This window comes from Methylobacter sp., assembly GCF_030680395.1.
Taxonomy (GTDB): domain Bacteria; phylum Pseudomonadota; class Gammaproteobacteria; order Methylococcales; family Methylomonadaceae; genus Methylobacter_A.
The window spans coordinates 62,881-87,896 of record NZ_JAUXVR010000041.1; the positions used below are offsets into that span (position 1 = coordinate 62,881).

Annotated in this window: 36 protein-coding genes; 10 read left to right on the top strand and 26 right to left on the bottom strand. The window is 49.1% G+C overall.

The annotated features are described in order from the left end of the window. The first annotated feature begins 21 nt into the window (after nucleotides 1–21). From Q8L79_RS16065 to Q8L79_RS16075, 3 genes are all read left to right on the top strand, one after another. A complete protein-coding gene (locus tag Q8L79_RS16065; RefSeq protein ID WP_305273296.1) occupies nucleotides 22–642 on the top strand; it encodes a glutathione S-transferase family protein in 621 nt (206 codons plus the stop codon). Nucleotides 643–1,063: 421 nt separating this feature from the next. Beyond that, nucleotides 1,064–1,459: a bacteriohemerythrin gene (locus Q8L79_RS16070; protein WP_305273299.1), complete on the top strand. Its 396-nt coding sequence runs from the start codon at nucleotides 1,064–1,066 to the stop codon at nucleotides 1,457–1,459. A 4-nt stretch (nucleotides 1,460–1,463) separates the two neighbouring features. After that, a complete protein-coding gene (locus tag Q8L79_RS16075) occupies nucleotides 1,464–2,051 on the top strand; it encodes an alpha-ketoglutarate-dependent dioxygenase AlkB (protein WP_305273301.1) in 588 nt (195 codons plus the stop codon). On the opposite strand, the gene Q8L79_RS16080 is transcribed toward Q8L79_RS16075, so the two are convergent. The 14 genes from Q8L79_RS16080 to nifV all read right to left on the bottom strand — a co-directional run bounded on the left by Q8L79_RS16080 (nucleotide 2,048) and on the right by nifV (nucleotide 11,029). After that, nucleotides 2,048–2,362: a DUF6156 family protein gene (locus Q8L79_RS16080; protein ID WP_305273304.1), complete on the bottom strand. Its 315-nt coding sequence runs from the start codon at nucleotides 2,360–2,362 to the stop codon at nucleotides 2,048–2,050. The genes Q8L79_RS16075 and Q8L79_RS16080 overlap by 4 nt on opposite strands. A 12-nt stretch (nucleotides 2,363–2,374) precedes the next feature. Then, a complete protein-coding gene (locus Q8L79_RS16085) occupies nucleotides 2,375–2,671 on the bottom strand; it encodes a hypothetical protein (protein WP_305273306.1) in 297 nt (98 codons plus the stop codon). 14 nt (nucleotides 2,672–2,685) lie between these two features. Next, nucleotides 2,686–3,123, bottom strand: a complete 438-nt coding sequence (locus Q8L79_RS16090; RefSeq protein WP_305273307.1) for a SoxR reducing system RseC family protein — start codon at nucleotides 3,121–3,123, stop codon at nucleotides 2,686–2,688. A gap of 12 nt (nucleotides 3,124–3,135) precedes the next feature. Next, nucleotides 3,136–3,549 carry a Rieske 2Fe-2S domain-containing protein gene (locus Q8L79_RS16095; RefSeq protein ID WP_305273310.1) on the bottom strand — a complete coding sequence of 138 codons (414 nt, stop codon included), beginning with the start codon at nucleotides 3,547–3,549 and terminating at the stop codon, nucleotides 3,136–3,138. Next, a complete protein-coding gene (locus tag Q8L79_RS16100; RefSeq protein ID WP_305273312.1) occupies nucleotides 3,516–4,049 on the bottom strand; it encodes a flavodoxin in 534 nt (177 codons plus the stop codon). The genes Q8L79_RS16095 and Q8L79_RS16100 overlap by 34 nt, the downstream gene beginning before the upstream one ends. A gap of 346 nt (nucleotides 4,050–4,395) precedes the next feature. Further along, nucleotides 4,396–5,004 (bottom strand): Grx4 family monothiol glutaredoxin, encoded by a 609-nt coding sequence (gene grxD, locus Q8L79_RS16105; protein WP_305273315.1) that lies wholly within the window; start codon nucleotides 5,002–5,004, stop codon nucleotides 4,396–4,398. A gap of 157 nt (nucleotides 5,005–5,161) precedes the next feature. Next, nucleotides 5,162–6,433, bottom strand: a complete 1,272-nt coding sequence (gene clpX / locus Q8L79_RS16110; protein ID WP_305273318.1) for an ATP-dependent Clp protease ATP-binding subunit ClpX — start codon at nucleotides 6,431–6,433, stop codon at nucleotides 5,162–5,164. After that, nucleotides 6,430–7,299, bottom strand: a complete 870-nt coding sequence (nifM, locus tag Q8L79_RS16115) for a nitrogen fixation protein NifM (RefSeq protein WP_305273321.1) — start codon at nucleotides 7,297–7,299, stop codon at nucleotides 6,430–6,432. Before nifM ends, clpX begins: the two co-directional genes overlap by 4 nt. 1 nt (nucleotide 7,300) lies before the next feature. Beyond that, nucleotides 7,301–7,780 (bottom strand): nitrogen fixation protein NifZ, encoded by a 480-nt coding sequence (locus Q8L79_RS16120; protein WP_305273324.1) that lies wholly within the window; start codon nucleotides 7,778–7,780, stop codon nucleotides 7,301–7,303. Then, on the bottom strand, nucleotides 7,777–8,094 hold the full coding sequence (nifW, locus tag Q8L79_RS16125) for a nitrogenase-stabilizing/protective protein NifW (RefSeq protein ID WP_305273326.1): 318 nt from the start codon (nucleotides 8,092–8,094) through the stop codon (nucleotides 7,777–7,779). Before nifW ends, Q8L79_RS16120 begins: the two co-directional genes overlap by 4 nt. 200 nt (nucleotides 8,095–8,294) lie before the next feature. Then, nucleotides 8,295–8,813, bottom strand: coding sequence for a hypothetical protein (locus tag Q8L79_RS16130; protein WP_305273329.1), 519 nt, complete (start codon nucleotides 8,811–8,813; stop codon nucleotides 8,295–8,297). Continuing rightward, nucleotides 8,814–9,605 carry a serine O-acetyltransferase gene (gene cysE, locus Q8L79_RS16135; RefSeq protein WP_370870015.1) on the bottom strand — a complete coding sequence of 264 codons (792 nt, stop codon included), beginning with the start codon at nucleotides 9,603–9,605 and terminating at the stop codon, nucleotides 8,814–8,816. 140 nt (nucleotides 9,606–9,745) lie between these two features. Beyond that, entirely contained in the window at nucleotides 9,746–9,892 is a 147-nt protein-coding gene (locus Q8L79_RS16140; protein WP_305273335.1) for a hypothetical protein, read from the bottom strand. 12 nt (nucleotides 9,893–9,904) lie between these two features. Then, entirely contained in the window at nucleotides 9,905–11,029 is a 1,125-nt protein-coding gene (gene nifV, locus Q8L79_RS16145) for a homocitrate synthase (protein ID WP_305273337.1), read from the bottom strand. A gap of 576 nt (nucleotides 11,030–11,605) precedes the next feature. Here nifV and Q8L79_RS16150 point away from each other — a divergent pair. From Q8L79_RS16150 to Q8L79_RS16165, 4 genes are all read left to right on the top strand, one after another. Next, nucleotides 11,606–11,890, top strand: a complete 285-nt coding sequence (locus Q8L79_RS16150; protein WP_305273339.1) for a DNA-binding transcriptional regulator — start codon at nucleotides 11,606–11,608, stop codon at nucleotides 11,888–11,890. 45 nt (nucleotides 11,891–11,935) lie between these two features. After that, the gene (locus tag Q8L79_RS16155; RefSeq protein ID WP_305273341.1) at nucleotides 11,936–12,163 is read left to right on the top strand and encodes a type II toxin-antitoxin system HigA family antitoxin; all 228 of its coding nucleotides are present in this window, start codon (nucleotides 11,936–11,938) and stop codon (nucleotides 12,161–12,163) included. A gap of 155 nt (nucleotides 12,164–12,318) precedes the next feature. After that, entirely contained in the window at nucleotides 12,319–12,549 is a 231-nt protein-coding gene (locus Q8L79_RS16160; RefSeq protein ID WP_305273343.1) for a type II toxin-antitoxin system HicB family antitoxin, read from the top strand. Nucleotides 12,550–12,759: 210 nt separating this feature from the next. Further along, a complete protein-coding gene (locus Q8L79_RS16165; RefSeq protein WP_305273345.1) occupies nucleotides 12,760–13,056 on the top strand; it encodes a GIY-YIG nuclease family protein in 297 nt (98 codons plus the stop codon). 115 nt (nucleotides 13,057–13,171) lie between these two features. Here Q8L79_RS16165 and nifS read toward each other — a convergent pair whose 3' ends face one another. The 3 genes from nifS to Q8L79_RS16180 all read right to left on the bottom strand — a co-directional run bounded on the left by nifS (nucleotide 13,172) and on the right by Q8L79_RS16180 (nucleotide 15,758). After that, nucleotides 13,172–14,380, bottom strand: coding sequence for a cysteine desulfurase NifS (gene nifS, locus Q8L79_RS16170; RefSeq protein ID WP_305273347.1), 1,209 nt, complete (start codon nucleotides 14,378–14,380; stop codon nucleotides 13,172–13,174). After that, entirely contained in the window at nucleotides 14,380–15,285 is a 906-nt protein-coding gene (nifU, locus tag Q8L79_RS16175) for a Fe-S cluster assembly protein NifU (RefSeq protein ID WP_305273349.1), read from the bottom strand. The genes nifS and nifU overlap by 1 nt, the downstream gene beginning before the upstream one ends. Nucleotides 15,286–15,401: 116 nt before the next feature. Continuing rightward, nucleotides 15,402–15,758 (bottom strand): iron-sulfur cluster assembly accessory protein, encoded by a 357-nt coding sequence (locus Q8L79_RS16180; protein WP_305273351.1) that lies wholly within the window; start codon nucleotides 15,756–15,758, stop codon nucleotides 15,402–15,404. A 202-nt stretch (nucleotides 15,759–15,960) separates the two neighbouring features. Here Q8L79_RS16180 and Q8L79_RS16185 point away from each other — a divergent pair, with 202 nt between their 5' ends. Further along, nucleotides 15,961–16,224, top strand: coding sequence for a nitrogen fixation protein NifZ (locus Q8L79_RS16185; protein ID WP_305273354.1), 264 nt, complete (start codon nucleotides 15,961–15,963; stop codon nucleotides 16,222–16,224). 216 nt (nucleotides 16,225–16,440) lie between these two features. Beyond that, complete coding sequence (locus tag Q8L79_RS16190; protein WP_305273356.1) at nucleotides 16,441–18,030, top strand: SagB/ThcOx family dehydrogenase; 1,590 nt, start codon at nucleotides 16,441–16,443, stop codon at nucleotides 18,028–18,030. Nucleotides 18,031–18,138: 108 nt separating this feature from the next. Here the strand turns inward: Q8L79_RS16190 and Q8L79_RS16195 are convergent, their stop codons facing one another. After that, complete coding sequence (locus tag Q8L79_RS16195; RefSeq protein ID WP_305273359.1) at nucleotides 18,139–18,363, bottom strand: hypothetical protein; 225 nt, start codon at nucleotides 18,361–18,363, stop codon at nucleotides 18,139–18,141. Nucleotides 18,364–18,787: 424 nt separating this feature from the next. On the opposite strand from Q8L79_RS16195, the gene Q8L79_RS16200 reads away from it, so the two are divergent. Further along, nucleotides 18,788–18,970, top strand: a complete 183-nt coding sequence (locus Q8L79_RS16200) for a PLDc N-terminal domain-containing protein (protein ID WP_305273362.1) — start codon at nucleotides 18,788–18,790, stop codon at nucleotides 18,968–18,970. Nucleotides 18,971–19,218: 248 nt separating this feature from the next. Here Q8L79_RS16200 and bfr read toward each other — a convergent pair whose 3' ends face one another. The 8 genes from bfr to rsxB form a co-directional block, all read right to left on the bottom strand. Then, entirely contained in the window at nucleotides 19,219–19,683 is a 465-nt protein-coding gene (gene bfr, locus Q8L79_RS16205) for a bacterioferritin (RefSeq protein WP_305273365.1), read from the bottom strand. Nucleotides 19,684–19,695: 12 nt separating this feature from the next. Continuing rightward, the gene (locus Q8L79_RS16210; protein ID WP_305273367.1) at nucleotides 19,696–19,896 is read right to left on the bottom strand and encodes a bacterioferritin-associated ferredoxin; all 201 of its coding nucleotides are present in this window, start codon (nucleotides 19,894–19,896) and stop codon (nucleotides 19,696–19,698) included. 9 nt (nucleotides 19,897–19,905) lie between these two features. Next, nucleotides 19,906–20,166, bottom strand: a complete 261-nt coding sequence (locus Q8L79_RS16215; protein WP_305273370.1) for an RnfH family protein — start codon at nucleotides 20,164–20,166, stop codon at nucleotides 19,906–19,908. Next, nucleotides 20,163–20,861, bottom strand: coding sequence for an electron transport complex subunit E (locus Q8L79_RS16220; protein ID WP_305273373.1), 699 nt, complete (start codon nucleotides 20,859–20,861; stop codon nucleotides 20,163–20,165). The genes Q8L79_RS16215 and Q8L79_RS16220 overlap by 4 nt, the downstream gene beginning before the upstream one ends. Before the next feature lie 10 nt (nucleotides 20,862–20,871). Further along, nucleotides 20,872–21,582, bottom strand: a complete 711-nt coding sequence (rsxG, locus tag Q8L79_RS16225; protein ID WP_305273376.1) for an electron transport complex subunit RsxG — start codon at nucleotides 21,580–21,582, stop codon at nucleotides 20,872–20,874. Between the two features lie 308 nt (nucleotides 21,583–21,890). Further along, entirely contained in the window at nucleotides 21,891–22,964 is a 1,074-nt protein-coding gene (locus tag Q8L79_RS16230; protein ID WP_305273378.1) for an RnfABCDGE type electron transport complex subunit D, read from the bottom strand. Further along, on the bottom strand, nucleotides 22,961–24,448 hold the full coding sequence (rsxC, locus tag Q8L79_RS16235) for an electron transport complex subunit RsxC (RefSeq protein WP_305273381.1): 1,488 nt from the start codon (nucleotides 24,446–24,448) through the stop codon (nucleotides 22,961–22,963). The genes Q8L79_RS16230 and rsxC overlap by 4 nt, the downstream gene beginning before the upstream one ends. Then, nucleotides 24,442–25,014 (bottom strand): electron transport complex subunit RsxB, encoded by a 573-nt coding sequence (rsxB, locus tag Q8L79_RS16240; protein ID WP_305273383.1) that lies wholly within the window; start codon nucleotides 25,012–25,014, stop codon nucleotides 24,442–24,444. Before rsxB ends, rsxC begins: the two co-directional genes overlap by 7 nt. Nucleotides 25,015–25,016 lie beyond the last annotated feature (2 nt).

Below are 25,016 nucleotides of genomic sequence, written 5' to 3' on the forward strand. Positions count from 1 at the left end.
CAAAACACACAGGAAAATCGAATGAAATTGTATTTAACGCCCGGCTCCTGCTCGACAGGCATCCATATTTTAATGGAAGAGATCGACTTGGTTTTCGAAGCGCATCTCGTGAATTTATTGGCTGGGGATCAAAATACGCCGGATTATCTTGCCGTAAACCCGAAAGCCACCATCCCGACGCTGGTGCGCAACGACGGCACTGCACTGACCGAATTTCAAGCGATCGCCTATTGGTTGGCGCGAAGCTATCCCAAAGCCAAACTGTTGCCCGGCGACCCGGACGGCGACGCGCACGTCATTGAGCTGATGGATTACGTGGTCGGCACTGTTCACGGACAGGGTTTCGCCAGAATTTTTACGACCGACCGGTTCGCGCTCAATGAAGCCGATTTTGAGGCCGTCAGAGCTCAAGGCATGGATATCGTTAGACGAGGGTTTGCGGTCATTAATGACGGTTTGCCGCCTGAAGGCTATGTCATGGGTTCTTTCAGCATCGCCGATGCGGCTTTGTTTTATGTCGAGTTTTGGGCCTACAAAACCGGGATTGTACTGCCGGAAAATTGCTTGAAACATTATCGATTGATGCTTGAGCGCCCGGTAGTCAGGCGCGTCTTGGCCGAAGAAGGCTATCGTTTGGATTAGCCTAAAAACCATAGTTGAGCATTCTGCGGCTGGACGGGGCATGCGCTATGCACACCTTCCAGGTTTTAAAAACCTGGAAGGCGTGGCTGGACGGGGTTTGCAACCCCGTCCGAAACGTTTGGCGGATGAAGATATGACAGTAGTTATCGAAAACGCTGGGGACGAGGGTGCAAACCCCGTCCCGCTCGGGGTCATAACTCGCGGCGTGTGGGAACCAGCGCTGTGGCTGGACGGGGTTTGCAACCCCGTCCGAAACGTTTGGCGGATAAAGATATGACAGTAGTTATCGAAAACGCTAGGGACGGAGGTGCAACCCCCGTCCCGCTCGGGGTCATAACTCGCGGCGTGTGGGAACCAGCGCTCACTAAAATTATTAACTTAATGGCAGTGACATAGCACCTAAAAATGAGGAAAACACAAAATGACAATAATTGAAAAAACCGACGCACTTATCGTCGGCTATACGCTGATCGATAACGATCATGATGAGTTTATCAGCCTGTTAAACAAACTGGAGTCTGCCGATAACGCGACTTTCCCAGCCTTGTTCCAGCAATTGTACGAACAGACCGAACAGCATTTTGATCGGGAAAACCAGTTGATGCAGCAATTTTCCTTTCCTGGAGAGACCGAACACAAAGGCGAACATCAACGGGTTCTCGGAGAATTCAAGCAATTTAAATCGCGGGTTGATAAAGGACTGATTGCTTTTGGCCGTTCGTTTGTCAAAGACCGCCTCCCGCAATGGTTCGGGCTTCACGTAACGACGATGGACAGCGCGTTGGCGGCGCACATTAAAGTACAGTCCCAAGCGTAGGTCGATGGTGCGCTACCCCGAACTGGAGATCATTGAAGACTTTTACGATGCCGCCGAATGCGAACGCATCTATCGGCGTTTACTGCATGAACAAAATTGGCCCGATAATCGATATGCCGTCGCCGGACGGCAATTTACCCTGCCCAGATTACAAACCTGGCACGCCGATCCGGGTATTCGCTACAGCTATAGTAACAACCTGCTGCAAACCCGGTCATGGACGCCTTTGCTGTCCGAGATCAGAGCCAAAATCGAGTCAGCCTTAAATTTCTCCTTTAACTCGGTATTGGTTAATCTGTATCGAAACGGCAATGATTATGTCGGTTGGCATTCGGATAACGAGCCGGAACTGGGCGAACAACCCTTTATCGCGTCATTGACGTTCGGCGCGGAACGCCACTTCGAGTTCAGGCATAAACAATCGTCGGAAAATGGCCGGGTATTATTGTGTAGCGGCACCTTGCTGGTTATGCAGCCGACTTTTCAGCACCATTGGCTGCACAGCATTCCACTCGATCAAAACGTCACGGAGGGGCGCATCAACTTAACGTTCCGTAAGGTTATCCCTGTAAGCAAGCGTTTTTCAAATTAGATCATTGTGCCGCGACACTCCATCTCGCCCGACTCATTAAAGTAAATCTCGCGCACTTCATCGTCCTCGGTTATTTGCGCATGCTTTAAAACGCCGTCATCGTAATATTGATACTGATGTTCGGATTCAACCTCGCCGTAAACCACTTTCTGGCAAAGCAGCATTCTGCCCTGGTCATCAAAACGACTGCGGTAATACGTGTTTCGATTGTTTAAGCTGTCTCCGGTTATTTCGTTGACCAGCTTTAACGGCAGCTTGACGCCGCTATAACTGACAAAATAACGAAATTCGGATTGTTGTTCTTGATTCATAATAGGCAAGCGTTAAAAAAGATGAGTGGAAAGTGTCTCTATGATTTGGTCCAAGGTCAGGTTTTCATTTTCGCCGACAATGTTATGCATGGAAATCGGGTATTTCAGGTCTATGCCGTAACGTCCTGAATTCTGGCCGAAGGTGTAGATATAGGCGGAAATATCCGGTTCGTTAACCGTGCAGAGTTCGATAGCTTGAAAATGCTGCTCCTGATTGTTCAACGCCAGGGTGTTTTCACCGTAACGATGAACCAACTCCAATAACAGGAGCTTAAGCGGAACATCTTTATCAATGGCCCAGACATTCATACCGGCATCGAAGGTTAAACCTTCCGAACTACGACAGGCCGGGCATAATAATTCAGTATCAACAGACTTTGCGCTTTATTGATTAACCATAACGAAACTGTAAAGCTCAGTACGGCGCTGCCGGCAATCCATAAATCCGCGTAATGGGCATCAACCGGCAACAGCCACTCGGCCATGCCTGCGCCGGTAAACAAGGCTATTAACGGCACCAGATACAATAACAGGGACGCGCGCAGCAGCAGATTTTCATCGATCGCAACCATGACTTCGTCGCCGGTTTTCAGTTGAATATCGCTATCGACCGGTACCGACTTTTTCTTAAGAACGCTGCCGATTGCGTTGGCGGTACACGAGGTTTTTTGCAGACAACCGCCGCATGCGCTGTTTGCTCCGCTTTCGACCCAGACCTGATGGTTTTCTATTTTCACCACGACCGCTAATTCTTCTATCATCGCTACCACCATTCAATCGATAAGGGTCAGATGCTTTTCGGCAAAATAGAGGCTGCCGTCAACCTCTTTCAAACGCAGCGATTGCAAGCGCTGACCGAAACAAACCGGGCTTTGGCACTCTCCGGTTGTGGGATCGAAGATAAAGCCGTGCATCGAACAACGCAGATATAAGCCGGTTTCGTCAAAGATAGCGTCCTGCTCGCAATTTAGCGGTCTGTGCATGTGCATGCAATGGTTGACATATGCATAAGCAATGCCTTCAAACGCGAAAATAATGGCCGAAACCGGCTGTTTTTTAAAACAGACGTTTCGCGTTAAATAGCTGACCTCATCCAATTCATCGCGCCTGCAGGCCGGTTTTGCATTGTCATTTGCCATTGATAATCCTGACTTTAACTCCAAGCCTTCGCCAACATTTTCAACCATGCGTCCAGTCTTTCCGGCGTAAGCTCTTTTTGGTTTTCCTGATCCAATGCCAAACCTACAAAGCGATTATCGACGACGGCTTTGGATTTTTGAAAGTTGTAACCTTCGGTATCCCATGCGCCAATCATGGTTGCGCCGCATTGTTTAAACTGCTCATACAAATAGATCATTGCATCGACAAATTCCACCGGATAACTTTTTTGATTGCCCAACCCGTAAATCGCCACTTTTTTACCGCTGAAATCCTGCCCGGCCAGCGTCGGCAAAAACTCCTCCCAACTGGTTGTCGCATTGCCGGTTGATAAGCCGGGCAATTGGCCTTCGCCATACGTGGGCGTACCCAGAATCAAGGTGTCATACGCCTGCAAATCCGCCACTGCGGCATTGCGGATATTCACCGGCTTGGCGGCAATGGCCGAACCCAATGCCGTTGTTATGTCTTTTGCAATCCGCCGCGTATTGCCTGTATCCGTACCGAAAAAAACGCCTACTTTAGCCATGATGTCCTCGCTTAACGGGTGAGCTACTCGTTAGTAAGTAAATAAAAACTTTTCACCACGAAGGCACGAAGAGCACGAAGAAACCGAAAGTAAAACTTCGTGCTCTTCGTGTCTCGGCAATTGCTCCTGCATTGCTCTCGATTGCTGTTCCAGACGCAATTCTACCTCCCCCGTCCTTGGACGTCGTACCTTCTACATAACCCACAGGGAAGTGGGGAATGCAGATATTGCACGACTGTATGGATACAGGAGGTAGAGTAATGCAGGAGCAATTACCGAGGAGCAAATATCTGTCCATGCAGTCGTTCGTGGTGAGAATTTCTTATCTATTGTTTATATCAATAGTTCAATGCTGAATTTGTAGCAGTCCGCCAGCCTGTTGTTTATCCTGCCATTCATCCGGAGTAAACGCTTTAACGCTGACCGCATGAAGCTTGCCGGAGGCCAAAGGTTCTTTTAGCGTTGCCAGAACCAACTGCTGTTTTTTTACTATCGTTAAATCGTTAAATTGCGAACTGACCACGGTGATCGTTAAATCGCAGCCCTCGCCTTCGATCATCACTTTGGCATCGTCAATGCCCTGCTGCACCAGTTGCGTAACCTCGCTAACGCTTAGTGCATCGCTTTCAGCTTCCGCTTTTTTCGGCGCGGCGGCTGTCAATAAGGGTAATAAGCTGCCGTTGTTGGACATTTCTTCAATAATGTCGCAACCGCCTACCAGCTCGCCGTTAACAAATAATTGCGGATAAGTCGGCCAATGGGAAATGCTCGGCAACTTCTCACGGATAAACGGCGCTTCCAGCACATTGACATAAGCGTAAGGAATATGGGTCGTATTGAGTATGCCGACCGTTTTGGCGGAAAACCCGCATTGCGGATTAGTCGGTACGCCTTTCATGTACAGGATGACCGGATTGTCTGCCAACTGCTTGAGGATTTTGTCTTCGGTTTTCATAAGCTTCCCGTTTTTTGTTTTCTCGTTCCCACGCGTTGCGTGGGAATGCCATGGAGGGACGCGCTGCGTCCCCTGTTACTGTGTACTGCGCGTGATTCGTGGCTCAGCGCGCCTTAACTGCATTCCCACGCAGCGCGTGGGAACGAGGTATTAACCCCTACCCGACCTGCTGCCGGAGTTTGGTTTCAGCCTTTTTGATCAACCTGATCTGGCCTTCCCCTTTAACCACATCCGCATCGACAATGCATTGCTCAACGTCATCCGCAGATGGAATATCGAACATTGTTTTGCGTAAGATCTGCTCCATAATGCTGCGTAAACCGCGCGCCCCGGTTTCACGTTCGATGGCTTTTTTGGCGATTTCGATCAAGGCATCATGTTCGAATTTCAACTCCACGCCTTCGTAAGCAAACAGTTGTTGATATTGGCGCACCAGCGCATTTTTGGGTTCGGTCAAAACCCGAATCAAGGCGTCAACATCAAGCGCTTCTAAAGGAGCCAATACCGGAAAACGACCGATAAACTCGGGGATTAAGCCGAATTTTCGCAAATCGCTCGGTTGTGTCGCATTCAGCATATCGTCCAATGACGGTTTTTCAGCCGTTTTATTCACTTCGGCATGAAAGCCGATAGCGGAATTGGTCGGCACTAAACGTTTTTCGACATGTTTTTCAAGGCCCGGAAATGAACCGCCGGCGATAAACAGAATATTGCGCGTATCCATGGTTATGTCGCCGTCTTTATTACGCCCTTTGGCCGGAATCTTAACGTGCGAGCCTTCAACCAGTCTTAACAATGCCTGTTGCACGCCTTCGCCGGACACATCGCGGGTTCCGGTTTGCTGCTCCGGACTGCGGGCGATTTTGTCGATTTCATCCAGATAGACGATACCCCATTCTGCGTTGACCATATTGCCTTCGGCGACATCCAACAATCTGACCAGGATGTTTTCCACGTCATCGCCGACATAACCCGCCTGGGTCAGTGTTGTCGCATCGGCAATAACAAACGGTACCCCGACAATTTTTGCCAAAGTGCTGGCTAACAGCGTCTTCCCGGTACCGGACGGCCCGATTAACAGAATATTGGATTTACCGATTTCCACATCTTTATCGAATTCGCCCAAACCCGCGTCTCCGCTTTCGTGCTTCAGGCGCTTGTAATGGTTATAAACAGCAACCGCCAATATTTCTTTGGCCAGATGCTGTCCGATAATATATTGATCAAGATGGTCTTTGATTTTTGCAGGAATAGGCAATGCGCCCTGCATTTCGGAAAGCTCTTTTTTCCGGCTCCAGTTACTGACAACCTGATGGGCTAATGACACGCAAGCCCCGCAAATATAACCTTCGCTACCGGCAATCAAAGGTACCGAAGCGGATTGCTCTATGCCGCAAAAAGAACAGTGTTTGATTTCTTTATCGCTCATTTGCTTTCCTCGGATTCAGGAGTGGCTAAACCGGCTAACCAGGCGCGCTGGCAGGTACGCCGGGCGCGTTCTTTCATTAGCTGGCGTATTTTGGGTGTGGCTTTTGCCAAAGACAAGGTTTCAGCCTTTTGTATGCTCTTGCACAACAGCACATGAAAACCGATTTCCGATTTGACCGCATCGCTGACTTCACCCGGTTTCAAGTTGAACAGCACCGCATCCAATTCAGGATAAAGCGTGCCGCGCGGCACGATACCCAGAACCCCGCCTTGCAACGCGGTCGGGCATTCGGAATGCCTTAAGGCCAGATCGGCAAACTTGTGCGGCTTTTTATGCAGTTTTTCGGCAAGTTCCTGAGCGCGACTTAACGCCGCTTCAGGGGTATTCTCAGCATAATCCGGATTAATGCTGATGAAGATATGACTGACTTCACGCCGTTCAGGACGATTAAATTGCTCGGCATGGAGATGGTAATAGATGCCAATGTCGATATCGCTGATAGCGGGCGCATGACTGGCAATCGACTCCAGCACCGTATTGACCTTGCACTGACGGTGCAAGGCCGCCTGCAAGCTGGCTTTGCTGAGCCGGTTTTTTTCCAGATCACTGAAAAAAGCGTCCTCATCGTCATAGCGGTCGCGAATTTCCTGATATGCCTGCTGTAATTCATGATCGGTAATGATGACTGCCGCCGCTTCAGGCGTATTCAGCACCCTGCTCTCAATCCTGAACTCATTTAAAGCCTGGATTTGCGCCTGCTGTAACTCAGCCTCCGTCAATTCATTGGGCGATTTTTTGAATAAGGCTAAAGCCGCCCTCAGTAAATTGTAAGTTTCCAGCTGGACAGGTTTTTCAATTACAGTCATATCAAACCTCTGGTTCATTAAATGACTCAGGGTGTGCGGGAGCCAAAGCTGTCTCAGGCACTTGCAGTATTCTACCCTGAAAAGAGACATGGTATTGAATCAGCTCGTTATCTCTAATCACCTTAAAAACCTCGCCTTCCGTCCCTTTGGTAAACAGAATATTACCCTGGATGCCTAAATCGATAGTGCAAACCACCCTGTCCCTGAACTCGAAGCGACTGGGATTCCAAGGTTCATCTCCACCGATCAGTTCTTCCAGCCGACAGCCCACCATTCGGTCAACAGCCAGGAAATGGACGGTAAAAATAACCTGGTCCTGTAGAAAAGTGCCCACATTAAGGATATTGCCGACACTGCCCCGGCGAACTAACAAAGTGCCTACGTCCATACCCGGATAAGTGCCGTCATTGCGGACGTTCCTGGTGACCCGAACCGATTCGCCAAAATCAAACCGGCCTTCGTCGTAGCGATCGGGTTTCATGTTTTTATATCGCTTAAAGAAACAAATGCGGTTTGCGACAACTCGCCCATTGCAAACACTTTAAACACTTTTTCGGTTTGAGCATCGGACTCGACAAAATCCTGATAGGCCCGCATCAGCAATTTACTGTAGATTGCCCGCTTTGCCGGTTCATGTTCAGGCATTTCATCAGCGGCTTTTTGTAAATAATCATGAAACCGCTGCAAAATATGCAGACGGTTGACATGCACCACGCTGGGTATGTAATCCAGTTGAAAATATTGCAAAAAATCTTCTGCGGATTCCAACTCTTCCATTTCTTCTTCAAAACTCATGGGTTTTCTCCGGTAATTAAAGAGGGCCGACTAAAGAGGCATCCTGAGTTAAAAGGTAAAGTGCCAGAATAACAAATGCCACTATAGGCATAATGGTCAGTAATGAATCAGTTAAGTTTTTTTTCAACATGATCTTGCTCCAGTTAATAAATTTGGATTAGCGCAGCATAATCCAACAATCGAGGTTCAAAAATATTAGCTTATGCTGCGCCAGCCCACCCTACATCCGTTTTACGCTTGACCACCAATTCCAATAATCCCTGTGCACCGATTCTGTCCCTACTATCAAGCTCGACCAGCTTTTCAAAAATAGCCTGACTCAAATCCAGATTCTCCAAACGCATATTCAAAAAACCGACGGCTTTCAGGGTAAACAAATACAGCCTGATGTTGATTAATAAACCGGCCGGTGCATCGCTAACATGGTTAGGTTGCAGCTCCCGCCAATCCTCGGGAAAAGCTATGGTCGGCCGGATCACAACCAGGGCTTTGGTGGTTGCCGTTAAAGCTTCTTCCAGTCGATGCTGGTAATAATAAAAACGGTTTAATGCCACCAGTACGTTCAACGATTCAGGTGCCAAAAAATAAGCTTTCAGCAAAGGCAGTTCGGCATCGCCATTCGCATAATTTTCCGCGGCGGCCGCTATCATCTCTTTAACGCCCGCAACATCCGCTTGTTCAAAATACAAACCTTGTGCTTCAAAATCCAACAGATCCATTTAACCCCTCGCCGCCAGTTTTACCGGACTTTCTTTTTTGGGAGTGCAGACGCTTTCCGCATCGCAATGATCACAACTTTCTTCGGCCATTATTTTGGGCGATTCCGTTTGTTTGGCTTCCAGTTCGTCAATCCGCTCAATTAAACAGGCGATGGCCTTGCCAACCGGATCGGGAATCAAATGGTGATCCAGATCGATACCGTGCCGGTTTTGAATTTGGGTACCTTTGCTTTGAATAACACGGCCGGGAATACCCACCACCGTACAGCAAGGCGGTACATCTTTAATCACCACCGAATTAGCGCCAACACGGACGTTGTTGCCTAAGGTAATCGCCCCGAGAATCTTGGCTCCGGAACCCACCAGCACATTATTGCCCAAGGTCGGATGACGCTTTTCCTTGTTCCAGGTGGTGCCGCCCAAGGTCACGCCATGATACAAAGTGACATCGTTGCCGATCTCTGTCGTCTCGCCGATCACCACGCCTAATGCGTGGTCGATAAATAATCGCCTGCCGATGGTAGCGCCGGGATGAATTTCAACATTGGTCAGCATTCTGGCAGACGCGGCTAAAATCCTGGCGGCCAGTTTCCAGTTGGCTTTCCATAAACGGTGACTGATCCGGTGCATTAGCACCGCATGAACCCCCGAATAGGTCAGCAGTATTTCCCAGACACTATGCGCGGCAGGATCGCGGCCAAAAACACAGTAGACATCTTCATGCCATTGAGACAGAAAACCCAACGGCGCCTGTGTTTTGCTTTTAATGTTATCTGATATGGCCATAACCATTTTTAGCTCCTATTGAGTACGGAGGGTAAACACCCTCGTTCCCACGCGCTGCGTGGGAATGCCGTGCCGGACGCGCTGCGTCCCGTAGCCTGCTGTTTCCCAAGCTGGAGCTTGGGAAACAGCAGGCTACGGGAATAAAATTAATTTAAACTCCAACCGGTCTTACCCAACGTAGGCGGACCGGGTATCCTGAAAAAAGAACCGGGATAATGATCGTCCTGATCCGGTACTTCCAACGTTTCTTTAACTTCCAGCTCACTTGACGGCAGTTCTTTATGTTCGTTCATGGTGATCACCCTCTAAAGATTTTGATGAAAAAGATTAAGCTCTTCGGTTTTAGGTGATCTTTTGGTATCACTGACAAAGCGCCTAACCTGGGTTAATAAGGCTTGTGCCTGTATTCGACTGACCGCTATACCTATTTGCTTATAAGCGTGAATCACGCCTTGAGTACCCGAATGTTTACCAAGAACCAGTTGATGACTGCGGCCGACAATGGCCGGGTCGACGCCTTGATAATTATTCGGGTCCTTTAACAGCCCATCGACATGAATGCCGGCTTCATGGCTGAATACGTTTTTGCCGATCAGGCTTTTCCTGCTGCCGATTGCATCGCCCGATGCTCTTGCAACCTGCTCGGATAGAGCGGGGAAATTGTGTAGATTAATCCCCGTTTCAATGCCATATAATTGCTTTAAGCCAACCACCACTTCTTCCAATGCGGCATTGCCGGCACGTTCGCCCAAACCATTAACCGTGGTGTTGACATGAGTCGCACCTGCCAACGCCGCTGCCAACGTGTTGGCGGTAGCAAGCCCCAAATCGTCATGGGCATGCATTTCAATTTCCAGATCGGTCACTGCTCTTAACTTTTTGATCGTCTCGAATACGCCGAACGGTTCCATAATGCCAACCGTATCGGCAAAGCGAATCCTGCTTGCTCCGGCCAATTGTGCGGTTTCGGCCATGCGTATCAAGAAATCCACATCCGCTCGCGAGGCATCCTCCATACCGACGCACACCTCCATGTTCAAACTTCGCGCTTCCTGAACGCAGCAGGTAATGGTGTTTAAAACCCATTGCCGACTTTGTTTAAGCTTGTGCTGAATGTGTTGGTCCGAAGCCGATATCGATAAATCGACCTTATCCACATTCAAATCCAAACAAGCATGCAAATCATCGCGGCGCATTCTCGACCAGACCAACAGCTTCGAGGGTAAGCCTAAAGCTGCAATAGCCTTGATTTCGTCCCGCTCCACCGCGCCCATTGCCGGAATGCCGATTTCCAGCTCCGGCACGCCCAACTCCGCCAACTGCGTTGCAATCGCCAGCTTTTCGTCCAGCGAAAAAGCAACACCGGCCGATTGCTCGCCATCCCTGAGCGTGGTGTCGTCGATGATAATAGTGCGGGTCTGTGGTTTCATGGCTAAACTCAAGCTAACTGGCGTAATGCCTTTAATCTTCATAGAGCAAAATACTTGCCAACTGTTTATCCAGCGGAAATAGCGGGATGTAAACCTTGATTAGCGCAATACCGACAGAACAATGCAACGTAAAAACAAAGAAATTGTCGTAAAGCCGACAAAGTAGAGTGATTACAAAAAACCAAGTAATAGGTCTTGCCCCCCTATAAGCCATTGGCTTACACTAATAATTATGTTGACCACAATTGCCGAATTACCCGAATACATCCGCCGCGCCAACGAGCTGCTCTCTGAGGCAGAGCGTAAGGCCGTCATTGACTATTTGGCGGCACATTCGCTAAACGGTGACATCATGGAAGGTACCGGCGGTATTCGTAAACTTCGTTGGGCGACCGGAGGTAAAGGGAAAAGCGGAGGGAGGTGTCCGAATCATTTACTATTCCCATGATCCGCGCATTCCACTGTATTTGCTCACCGTTTTCGGGAAAAATGAAAAATAAAACGTCACAAAATCCGAACGTAACGAGCTTGCCAAGCTGGTTAAACTACTCGTACATAGCGCATTAGAGAGGAAACATGACTAACGCATTTGCAAGCATTGCTCAAGGTTTAGACGAGGCAATCGCCCTTAACGAAGGCAAAGACATTGCCGCGAAAACACATCGCCCGGAAGAAATTGACGTGGCGCAATTACGCCACAACTTGGGTCTGACACAAGCTGATTTTGCCGCTAAATTTTGCATCAGTATCGGCACGCTTCGCCATTGGGAACGCGGCGACCGCAAACCTCACGGCTCCGCATTGGCGTTGCTGCATGTCGTGGCGAAAGAACCGCAAGCTGTGCTGCGGGCTTTGGGATAGTGGGTAACCACCGTAAATACGACTTGATTAACATGGAGACAATCGATGATTATCAAGCCCATCCGTAACGATGACGAATTAAAAGCCGCGCTCCAGCGTCTGGAAATGGTTTTTCAAACGGAACCTGACACACCCGAAGCCGACGAAATGGAAGTGCTGGTCACCTTAATTGAAGCCTACGAAAACAAACACTATGCGATAACGCCGCCCGACCCGATTGAAGCCATTAAATTCAGAATGGAACAACAGAACCTAAATAACCGTTGTCTGTAGGCCTACATCGACACTAGCGGATGTGGGATGAAAATGAGTTTCTAACCTACAGAATATTGATCTAAGGAGATTAAATTTTGCTTCATATAATTTCAGGAAAGTTCTTTACAGGATTCTCTAAATGATCGCGTCATTTCTCAAGAGCAGTTGGAAAAATGGATCACCTCACTTTGTTTTTCAGAAAAACTCAAAAAACCGGAGCAATTATGAAATTACAAGTTGTAGTCCACCCTGCTGAAGAAGGCGGGTTTTGGGCAGAAATTCCTGCTTTTGTAGGCTGTGTTTCGGAAGGTGAAACAGTTGAAGAAACGCTAATCAATATTAAAGAAGCGGCAGAAGGTTGGTTAGAAGTTGCCTCTATGCGAATCAAAAAGCAACTTGATTAGTAAAAATGCTTCAGCTAACACCGTCATACTGGCATGGATGCCAGTATCCAGTCACATGGATGTGAATATATGACTAGGCATAATGCCAAAATCGGATACGGGTGCCATTAATAATAGTTACCATCCATGGCTCTGGATTCCGGCATCCATGCCGGAATGACGGAGTTTTTTGCACTCTTTATAATCAGGTAATTTAATCAAGGTGTCGTCATGGAAAAGCAACCGTGTGTTTATCTTCTTGCGAATGGTCGTAATGGGACGCTCTATGTCGGAGTAACTTCTGATTTGATTAAAAGGATTTTTCAGCATAGAAATAATTTGGCCGATGGATTTACCAAGCGGTATAACGTTCACAATCTCGTGTGGTATGAAGTACATGAACGTATGGAAAGTGCGATATTGCGGGAAAAACAAATCAAGAAGTGGCGGCGAATGGCAAAAATTGGTTTAATCGAGCAAGGCAATCCAGATTGGCTCGATTTATGGCATGAATTGCTACCTTCTTAACAAGGTATCTACAAATCGTAACGCCGTCTTTCCGGCATGGATGCCGAAAAGACGGGGCATGGGGATTTATCCAAAACTTGTCAAAAAACAGCAGAAAAACTTAACTCCAACTCCCTTACGCATAGGTCGGCTTAAACGCCTGCTCAGGATTTGCCACCGGCCCATCTCCAGACCAATACGGCGACAACTTTCGCAAGGTCGCCACAATGCCGGGCATCACCTCCAGAACTTTATCCACTTCCGCCATGGTGTTATAGCGCGAGAACGAAAACCGGATCGTGCCGTGCGCGGCGGTGTAAGGAATATCCATAGCCCGCATCACATGCGACGGTTCCAATGAGCCGGAAGTACACGCCGAACCGCTCGACGCCGCGATACCGTATTTATTCAATAACATCAGAATCGACTCGCCTTCGATATATTCAAAGGCTATGTCGGTGGTGTTAGGCAGGCGGTTGTACATATCGCCGGTTACAAAACAATGCCCAATCTGTTCGGTAATGCCTTGTTCCAGACGGTCGCGCATGGCTTTGACTTTGGTGTTTTCATACTCGATATACTCTAACGCCAGTTCGCAGGCTTTTCCCAGGCCGACAATGGACGCGCTGTTTTCAGTCCCTGCCCTTCTGCCCCGTTCCTGATGACCGCCGCGCAGCAAGGGGCGATAACGGGTGCCGCGGCGTAGATACAAAACACCGATGCCTTTGGGTGCATGCAGCTTATGTCCCGATAATGACAACATATCGATTTTGGTATCCTGCAACATCATCGGAATCTTGCCCACCGCCTGAACTGCGTCGGTATGAAACATCACGCCTGCGGCGTTTGCCATCTCTGCCATTTCCGCGACCGGAAAAATCGTACCGGTTTCGTTATTGGCCCACATCACCGAGACAATCGCCACCTGATCGGATAACAATTTCTTATAGGATTCCAGATTCAAGCGCCCGGCTTTATCGACCGGCAATCTATGGATGGTGTAACCTTCTTTTTCAAGATAATCGCACAGGCTTAAAATCGCCGGATGCTCTACCGTGGTGGTAATGATTTCTTTCTTGTTCGGTTGCGCCTTGATCGCGGAAAGAATCGCCGTGGAGTTTGATTCGGTGCCGCACGAGGTAAAAATGATTTCGGAATCATGTTCGCAGCCGATCAAGGCCTGAACCTGCTGCCGGGCCTGTTTAAGCCCGCGCGCCACGCCGTCGGCGAATTTATGGATGGATGACGGATTGCCGTATTGCTCAAGAAAATAAGGAATCATCACATCGACCACCGCAGGATCAACCTTGGTGGTGGCATTGTTATCAAGATAAATGTCAGTCATCACGCCACCTCTATATTCACTAATTTCGCCATTTCGGAAGCAGGGACCACTTTAATGAATTCGCCCATCACTTCCATCAAGCGCTGTTGAATTCCGGCAATCGTCATCGCCGCCATCTGGCAACCGTTACACGCGCCGGTCATGTTGACGTAAGCGGTGTTGCCGATGACTTCGACCAATTCCACGTCGCCGCCGTCCGCCATCAGTGCCGGTCTTAACGACTCCAGCACTTCCTCAATCTTTTTGATGCGCTGTAAATTGGTCAACGGCGCTTTAACGGCTGCGATTTTTTCCGGAGCTGCTACCGGTGCGGCAGTAGGATCGAATTTCTCGCCTTTTTCGGCCAACACTTTTTCCAGAATTGCTTCAATGTCTTCATGGCAAGCCGCACAGCCGCCGCCGGCTTTGGTAAAGTTGGTGACATCTTCAACGGTGCGCAATTTATTGGCCCAAACCATTTCCTCGATCATCACCGCATCAATCGCGAAACATTTACAGATCAGCGCACCTTCTTCATGGTCGTCTTTCCACTCTTCACCGCGATAATTCGCTATCGCCGCTTGCAGGGCTTCGCGGCCCATGACCGAACAGTGCATTTTTTCCGGCGGCAAGCCTTCGAGTTGATCGGCAATATCCTGGTTCGTTACTTTTAATGCTTCGTCCAGCGTCATGCCTTTAATGATTTCTGTCAGCACCGATGACGACGCAATCGCCGAACCGCAACCAAAAGTTTGAAAGCCTGCTTCAAGGATGATTTCACTGTCATCGTCAACCTTCAGGGTCAGCCGTAAGGCATCGCCGCAGCTGATTGAACCCACTTCGCCTGTCGCATTGGCATCAACCACCGCGCCCGCATTTTTGGGATTAAAAAAATGTTCTTTAACTTTATCTGAATAGTCCCACATGGTTTCATCCTCGGAAATAGGTTGTAGGATGGGTAGAGCAAAGCGAAACCCATCGCGTCGGTCTGTGATTAGGATGGGTTTCGGCTATGCCTCTGCCCATCCTACGGTTTTATTAGTTATGAGCAGGTCTTAGTTCCTGCGCCTTCGGCACTGGTGTTAAACGAAGTACCGCAAGCGCAACTTTTAGCCGCGTTAGGGTTGGTAAACTTGAATCCCGATCCTTCAATACTGTCGAGAAAGTCGATGGACATGCCGTCGAGCATCGGCATACTGACCGGATCGATAAACACCTTCACCTCGCCGCAATCAATAACAGTGTCTTCCGGCGTTTGGCTACCTTCGAGCTTCAATCCATATTGATAACCTGAACAACCGCCATCGGTAACTTCTATCCGTAAACCTGCTGTCGGCGTTTCCGATCCGGCAATAAAACGGCCGACGGCGCTAATGGCCTTTTCTGTTAATGTAATCATCTAAAGTCTCCTGAATGGTTGGCATCGTTCTTGTTAATAACTAAAGCAACCTGTATGCCATTTCGTTATTTATTTATTAATAGATTGTTTAATAAGGTTTTAATAAAACAGCCGCACAATAAATAACGTGTTATCACACAGGTTTCACTCACACAACCAGCTGACAATGTAAGGTTTGCTACAAAATGAAAGGGGATACGAAATGAACGTAGAAGATTTAGAGTTAGGTGATGTCGTTTATGCCGCCAAGACGATTACCGATGATGGTTCAATACCTGATGGCACCGAAGGCGAGGTATTAGCCGAAGCCGGAACTCGTGGAGTCATTACGCTGATCGGACATGTCGAAGAAGAGCCGGATCGCAGTGTTTTTCTGGTACGCTTTGAAGATAGAGACATGAATCTCGGCAATCCGATCGGCTGCTGGGTTGAAGATTTGACTATGGAACCTAAGCGGATTAATTGACAATAGATAAAAGCTTTCGCCACGAAGGACACGAAGAAAATTCAATAAGCTGGATGGGCATGTGTCTATACACTTCAATTTAAAGAAAAACACCGTCATCCCGGCAGGGGCTCACGTCAGGCTATCCTGCCTGATGTGAGCCCCTGCCGGGATGACGCGTTATATGAAGACTAATGCCTTTCAAAACAAGTGCTTTTCTCCTTGGACTTAATCCATATGAACAAACAAACCGAAACCGTCCTAACCTACCACAACCGCACCAAACACAGCCTGGAGCGCTACGCCAAAGCGCCGGCATCAATCGACTGGGAAGACCAACCCGATCAATTCCGGTATTTTTCCGGTTGCGAAATTATCACGCTACCCAGACCCGGAACCGAACTCGAACCGTTGTTCGCCGACCTGGATAACCCGGAAACAATATCCGCCCAACCGTTAAACCTGACGAATGCCGGTTTATTGCTGGAATTAGCTTTCGGCCTGTCGGCATGGAAACAATACGGCCTCAGCCGCTGGGCATTGCGCTGCAATCCTTCCAGCGGCAACCTGCACCCGACTGAAGCTTATCTGATCAGCATCGGCGATAGCTTTATCAAATCAGGCGTTTACCACTATGTCAGCCATGATCACAGCCTTGAGCAGCGTTGTCGGTTTGCAGGCATATTGCCCGATTCCGGCCTATTGATCGGCCTATCTTCAGTCCATTGGCGCGAAGCCTGGAAATACGGCGAAAGAGCTTTCCGTTACTGCCAACATGACTTGGGCCATGCCTTGGCCGCATTGCGATACGCCGCGGCGACATTGGGTTGGTCGGTTGAATTACAGGCTGAATGCTCGGATGACAACATCGCCAAGCTATTGGGACTCGATCGGGATGATTTTAAAAAACAGGAACATGAATCCCCCGATATTATTTGCCGGATTAATACGCAGCACGACACTATGCCATTAGACATCAAGCTTCTGCTGGAAGCGGCACAATCAGGAGCTTGGTTCGGTAAAGCCGACAGCCTCCGTGCCTATCATATGTATCAATGGCCGATTATTGATGAAGTCTCAACTGCCGCAAGCAAACCGCAAACGGAAGAACCTGATTGGCAAGCTAACAGGCAGCAACTTATAGAATCATCCTGCACAAAAACGGCAACCCAAATCATCCGCCAACGCCGCAGCGCGCAACAGTTTGACGGTAAAATGCCGCCGATACAGCAGACCGATTTTTACCGGATGCTGGCCGCCGTCTTGCCGACCACAGCCGCATTCGAACACTGGCGCTGGCCGCCGAAAATCCACCTGTTTATTTTTGTGCATCGCGTTGAAGGTTTAGCCCCCGGTATCTATGCGCTGCCGAGACATAACGATGCCCTTGAACCCTTGCAGGCCGCAACCCTAGCTGATTTCGACTGGCAGAAAGTATCCGACGCAATACCGCTTTATCATTTGTATTCAGGAGATTGCAGGCAGGTTGCCAAAACGCTGTCCTGCCATCAACCTATCGCCAGCGACAGCGCCTTCAGCCTGGGAATGATAGCGGAATTTGGCGAAACAATCGAAGCAGCGCCGTGGCTTTACCGCCGTTTATTCTGGGAATGCGGTTTGATAGGCCAAGTACTGTATCTGGAAGCCGAAGCGGCGGGTATTCGCGGCACCGGCATCGGCTGTTATTTTGATGACAGCGTGCATGAAATTTTGGGTATTAAGGACGATAAGTTTCAAAGTCTTTATCATTTTACGGTGGGTAAGCCGCTGGAAGATAATCGGCTGGAAACGTTACCGGCTTATGGGCATTTGGACGATGTAGTGTAGGGTGAGAAGAAAGTCTCGCACGACATTTGCCGCGCGATGTTGTTGGGTTACGGCGCAAAAGACGCGCCTAACCCAACCGATGAAGCTGCTGTCTGACGACCTACCCGACTAGGATCGAATCTCTCTTTCCATTTTTTTACATTGTCCCGCATCCAGCCATCGCTCGCACCATACATTCAAGGCGGTTGCGCTGCCTTTCATTAAATCAAATTCGCGCTTTGCTTCGCCCGGCTGTTCGGATGGCCACCAGCTATGCGCTGCAAACTGTTTGGCAATGTAGTTGCAGGCTTTGGACAATTCGGACTCTGTCAGGCTTATTTTTTTTGAATTCATAAGGTTCACCATTGCAATAAAAAGTGGACGAAGGCAAAAATCAATATCATACGCTGATCGTAATTTTCGTCGATAGCGACACCCAAGTATTTACCAATAATAAACGCACTAAATAGAAATGTTGAGCAACGAAAAGCTATCGCCTACAGCGCCTACCTTTGGTGCCCCGCCTACACGACTATTACAATATTTTTACAGATCAGGGCTGTCGGTCAAAGCGGTTGATGGCACTCGAAGAAATGCTTTAATCATTTCCGCTGACGTTGTTAATACTTTGTTAAAAATCAATTAAAGAATGCTTAAAAAATGATGCAAGCTGAGCAATGAGCGTTACCGTACAGAACTCATCTGTTTTTAAGCGTACAGTCGAAGCTAATGAGACAAAATAGTTTATCTATTAAACACAGACCTGTTAGGAGGACGTATGGATATTGAAGTCGGCGGTTTTCTTGGTTTTATCGTGCTTGTTCTGGACATCTGGGCCATTATTAGCACCGTAAAAAGTGGCGCTACAACTGGATCGCAAGTTTTATGGGTGCTTTTGATTTTACTGCTGCCTGTTGTTGGTCTGATAATTTGGTGGTTTGCGGGACCGAAAGGCGCTTAATCGGCTTGTCAAAATGGGGATAGAAATTATTAAAGTTGTAAGACGGATTTGCGCTAATCAAATGGCGGTTTGCTCGGCAACTGCTAAGTTACATGGATGTACTGAATGCAGAAAATGCAGGAGCATTTTTCTGCCCTGCGTTGCTCTGGATTGCTGTTCCAGACACGATTCTACCTCCCCATCCGTGGGGACGTAGCGCAGAACTGCCTTACAACTAATACAACTATGGAATTTTTTAAAGATAACTTTTACATTTGCGATTGCAAATAATTTTCCAAACCCACTTTTTCAATCAATTCAAGCTGCGTTTCCAGCCAGTCGATATGCTCTTCTTCGGACTCCAGAATATGGGCAAAAATTTCGCGCGAAACAAAATCGCTCACTTTCTCGCAATAAGCAATCGCTTCTCTGAGCAAAGGCACGGCAATTTGCTCAAGTTTTAAATCGCAACCGAGCATTTCCTTTGGGTTCTCGCCGATCATCACTTTACCGATATTTTGCACGTTAGGCAGACCTTCAAGAAAAAGAATCCGCTCGATAATTTGATCGGCATGTTTCATTTCATCAATGGACTCGTGATATTCCTTTTCGTTAAGTTTTTGAAAGCCCCAGTTTTTGTACATCCTGGCATGGAGAAAATACTGATTGATCGCTGTCAGTTCATTTTCCAGTGCTTTATTGAGGAACTCGATAACTTTTGTGTCGCCTTTCATGGTGGTTTCCCTTTATATAATCGTTATGGGTTGGTTTGTTGCAGAGGGTAATGGTTGATTTTGTTCAAGCAAAGCGCTGATTTCTTTATTGCATTTTCCGCAATCTTTTCCTATTCCAAAACAATGGGTGAGTTTTTTTCGCGTACACACGCCATTTTCAATTGCGGTTAAAATCTGCGAGTCGGTGACCGCTTTACAAACGCATATATACATGGCCGTTGCCTAGCGTCTTCGCCGTTGCACCGTCTGCGGATCGACAGTGATTTGACGATAAATTTCCACCCTGTCCCCATCCTTTACCGCGGCATCCAGCGGGGCAATTTTGCCGAATATGCCCACTTTTTGACTGGACAGGTTTATCTCGGGATAAAGTTTTAATACACCGGACAGGTTAATGGTTTCTTCTATGGTACTGTTATCCGGCACTTCCAGCCGCATCCATAGTTGTCTATCGACTTCTGCGTAGCAAACTCCGACGTTCATGATTCCTCCTCAGCAATAACTGGCGTTAATACGGTTATCGATACTTTTCTTTCGGCGATTTTTTGGTCTATCAGGCGTTTACCGACAATCAAAAAAGCCAGCATGATGAATCCGCCGGGCGGCAGCGCCATCAATAAAAAGCCTTTGTAGTTGGGAATAACGGTGACTTCCAGAAACCTGAACGACTCGCCCAGCAACACTGACGCATTGGCGAATAATGTGCCCGACGCGCTGATTTCTCTTGCCGCACCGAGCGCGACCAGGACGAGGAGGAAACCCAGGCCCATCATCAAGCCGTCCCACAGCGCATGTTTTACCGGCTGCTTGGAGGCAAAGGCTTCGGCACGGCCCAGCAAGGCGCAGTTGGTAACGATTAACGCAATGAACAAACCCAGCACTTTATAGAGTTCGTGCGCCCAGGCGTTCATTAAAATATCAACCAAGGTCACCAGCGCGGCAATCAACAGCACGAAAATCGGGATACGGATTTCGCTGGGGATTAAATGTCGGGTTACTGAAATGAGGCCGTTGGACGCGATGATAACCACCAGTGTGGCGAGGCCCATGCCCAAGCCGTTGGTGGCTGTTCCGGTTACCGCCAATAACGGGCAAAGCGCCAGGTTTTGGCCGAACACGATGTTATTGTTCCAAATGCCGTCGGCGGCGATTTTACGATAGGTTTCCGATAAAAACATGGCGATGCCCTCAAGGATTAATCAGTTGTTCCTGATGCGCTTTGAATAACTGCAAACCGCGATAAATGGCTTGTACCGACTTACGCGGGGTAATGGTCGCACCGGCGAATTGGTCGAATTCACCGCCATCTTTTTTAACCGCCCATTTTGCAGGGGCTAAATTGTCCAGAGAGCGACCGACAAAGTTCAATATCCAATCCGACTTGGCGACTTCGATTTTATCGCCAAGGCCGGGGGTTTCTTTGTGGCTCAGCACGCGCACGCCCAGGATATTGCCGTCGCGGTCTATGCCCATAATCATATTGATGGCGCCGGAATAGCCGTCGGGCGCGGTGAATTTAAAGCACACGGCGGTGACTTGGCCGGACTTAAGGGCGATATAAACCGTGGTTTCGTTCGCGCCGATATTGTATTCGGCAGACGGAATGCTTACCGTATCCAGCAGCATGTCATTATCGTAAAGAGCGGGAGGTACGACCTCTTCCAACGATTTTTTTAAATCTTCATCGAGCCGCCGCTGAATAGTGCCTTCGGTACTGCAATTGGTAACGCCCAGCAACACACTGGCAATCAAAGCGAATCCCGCTAATACGCCGGTTTGAAATTCCAGTTTGGGTCTAAGTTGCGCCAAATTCGACGGTTCCAACCAGTTTCTCAGGAATTCCCGGTAAACGGCGATTTTTTGTTTTAAGCGTTCGATGGTGGCTGGGTCAAGTTTCATGGTGTATTCCTATATTTTGTCTCGTTCCCACGCGCTGCGTGGGAATGCAGTCAAGGCGCGCTGCGCCGCGAACGGTGAGTGCCGACAATGCGTCAAACATAAACTTTCCAATTACAGGACGCAGCGCGTCCTGCAATGCATTCCCACGCAACGCGTGGGAACGAGCTCATCAAACCTATCTTACAAGGCCGGAATAAGGCTTTTCGAGCGTTAGCGAGAATAAGCGTTTCCGGCAGACATGCGCACTGCTATGCAGGAAACACCGGTTTTCGCTAACGCTGCAACCGGCTTATTCCGGCCTACGATATTTACGATTTCGGTATTTCAAGCGGCTTGCCTTTACGGTCGCGTCCATAAATTCGTGGCCGAATATAATGATCGATCAGCGGCGTCGCCGAGTTCATCAACAGCACCGCAAAACCCGCTCCCTCGGGATACGCGCCCCAGGTACGGATAACGAAAATCAGCAGTCCGCAGCCCGCACCGAACAGCAGCTGCCCTGTCGGCGTATTCGGCGAGGTGACATAGTCGGTAGCGATGAAGAAAGCCACGCACATCATCGCGCCTGAATTCAAATGCAGCATTGGACTAATATAATGCTCGCTGTCCATGACATGAAAAACACCGGCTAACAGCGCAACTGTCAGCAATAAGGACACCGGAATCTGCCATTGAATGATGTTCTGGCGAATTAACCACAAGCCGCCCAAGCCCAGCAACAACGTTGATGTCTCACCCAAACTGCCCCGCGTCCCTCCGATAAAGTTAAGAAAACCGGAGGTGTCTTTAAGAATGTCGCTCAGTAAACGGTTCTGGGAAAATTCGGTTTTGATAAATCCCAATGTCGTCGCCCCGGTGCTGGCATCGATAGTGTCCAATCCGGAAAAAGTAATATGCCAACTTTCGATAAAGCCCGGCGACTGTGAAAAAAACAACGGCGACACATTCGCCCACGTCGTCATTTCGATAGGAAAAGAAATCAGCAATGCAACCCGTGCCAACATCGCAGGATTGAACAGGTTCTGCCCCAAACCGCCATAAACGTGTTTGCCCAAAATAATCGCCAGCCCGGAACCGACTACGCCTATCCACCACGGCGCCCAAGGCGGTAGCGTCATGGCCAGCAGCCAGCCGGTCAGTACGGCGGAGCCGTCCATAATGACCGGTTTAGCTACCCTGCCCTTGAGCCGCAGACATAAGACTTCAAAAACAACCGCTGATAGCACGGTGATAATAAACAGATTCAACGCGGGCCAACCGAAACACAACAGCCCGAACGCAGTCGCCGGCGATATTGCCAGCATGACTTGCCCCATGATACGGCTGACGCTGCTGTTAGCGCCGACATGCGCGCCGCTGCTCGGCTTCATATGTAACATCATACCAATGCCTCTTGTTCGGCTTTTAACCGTTCCCGCTCCGCTTTAGCCGCTAGCCGGGCCAATTCTTCTTCGCGTTGTTGCCGGGCTATGCGTTCCATGCGGTCATTACGCGCATCAATCAAACGTTTGGTTTGCTCGGATTTATGCTGCGCTTGCTGTCTGGCCATCACTTCACCCGAGGCATATTTAAAATACTGGACAAGCGGAATATTGGACGGGCAGATATAGGAGCAGCAACCGCAACTGATGCAGTCTTTCAAGCCTAAATCCACCGCCGCATCCAACTGATTAATGCGGATGTTGTTCGCCATATCCAAAGGCCGGAGTCCCGCAGGACAAACGCTGACACAACTGGCGCAACGGATACAGGGTTGCTCATCGGTGTTTTTGAGTTCGCTTTGGGTTAAGGCCAAAATGCCGCTGGTGGCTTTAACGGTAGGCAAAGCGACATGCGGCAAGGAATCACCCATCATCGGGCCGCCCATAATGATGCGAGCGGTTTCATCCGAACTTACTTCGCAAAAACTGAACAGTTCGGAGATTAAAGTACCGAAAGGCACTTCGACATTCATCGGGCGTTTCACCGCGCCGCCCGCTACGGTGACAATACGGCTAAGCAAAGGCTGCCCATAGCGAATGGCTTTATGGACGGCATAAGCAGTGCCGACATTATGAATGGTCACGCCGATTTCAGATGACCGACAGCCGACCGGGACTTCTTTACCGGTTACATAGCGGATTAATTGCCGGTCCCAACCCATCGGGTAGCGGGTAGGAATTTGTATGACGTTAACCTGCGCATAGGGTTCGGCTGCGGCTCGCATCGCAACAAAGGCAAGCGGTTTGTTGTCTTCGATCGCCACTACCGCGTTTTCAGTTTCCATGCCGTGCAACATCAAGCGCACACCGTCGATGATCTGCTCGGCGCGCTCCTGCATCAGCCTGTCATCGCAGCACAAATAAGGCTCGCATTCCGAGCCGTTGATAATCAGCGTATCGACACGGTTTTCACGGCCCATATTGAGCTTGACCGCGGTCGGGAAGGTTGCGCCGCCCAAACCGACAATGCCCGCCGCACCGACACGAAAACTGATTTCTTCAGGATTTAGCTGGAACGGGTCATCAATAACCTGCGTTTCGAGCCATTCATCTTTGCCATCGGTTTCCAGCACGATAGTGCGAATGGGCAATGCGGACGGATGCGGTGCGGGATAATCGTTAACATCGACAATAATGCCCGAACTCGGTGCATGTACCGGTGCGGAAATCAGGCCCTGACTGTAGGCTAACAACTGCCCTTTCAGCACTTTTTCACCGACTTTAATCACCGGCTCTGCGGGTTTGCCGACGTGCTGTTGCAGTGGAATATACAATTTTTTCGGTAACGGAAAGTTGCTTGCGATGGGCAATGCAGCGGTCGCGGTTTTATGCTCCTCTGCATGGACGCCGCCACGAAAACGCGGTTTTTTAAAAAGACTTAACATACGGCATTACTCCCTGTTCCCATCGGTTGTACGGAAACATTCAGAGGTTTGGCCCAGCGCCAGTTACGCAAAGTCACTTCGATCGGGTGCATTTGCAGGCATTCGGTCGGACAGACTTCGACACATTTTTTGCAGGCGATGCAGGCATCGGCAACGACCGCGTGAATTTGCTTGGGCGCACCGACAATAGCGTCGGTAGGACAGACTTTAAAACAGCGGGTACAACCGGTGCAGGTGGCTTCACTGACTCTGGCAACCAGTAGTTCGGGTTCTTTTACGTCGCTTAAATCGAGATCCAAGCCCAATAAAGCGGCGATTTGTTCAGCCAGGGCGCTACCGCCCGGAGGACACATCGTTGCAGACGCATTGCCCTCGGCCAATGCTTCGGCGGCAGGTCTGCAACCCGGAAAGCCGCATTGACCGCATTGCGAACCGGGCAATAAAGCTTCCAGTTCATCGACAACCGGGCTGCTTTCAACTTTTAAATATCGGGCGGCAATACCCAGCAGCAAGCCCAGAAACAGCCCTAATAAGGTTAAACTTACAATGGCGGATAAAACATACATAG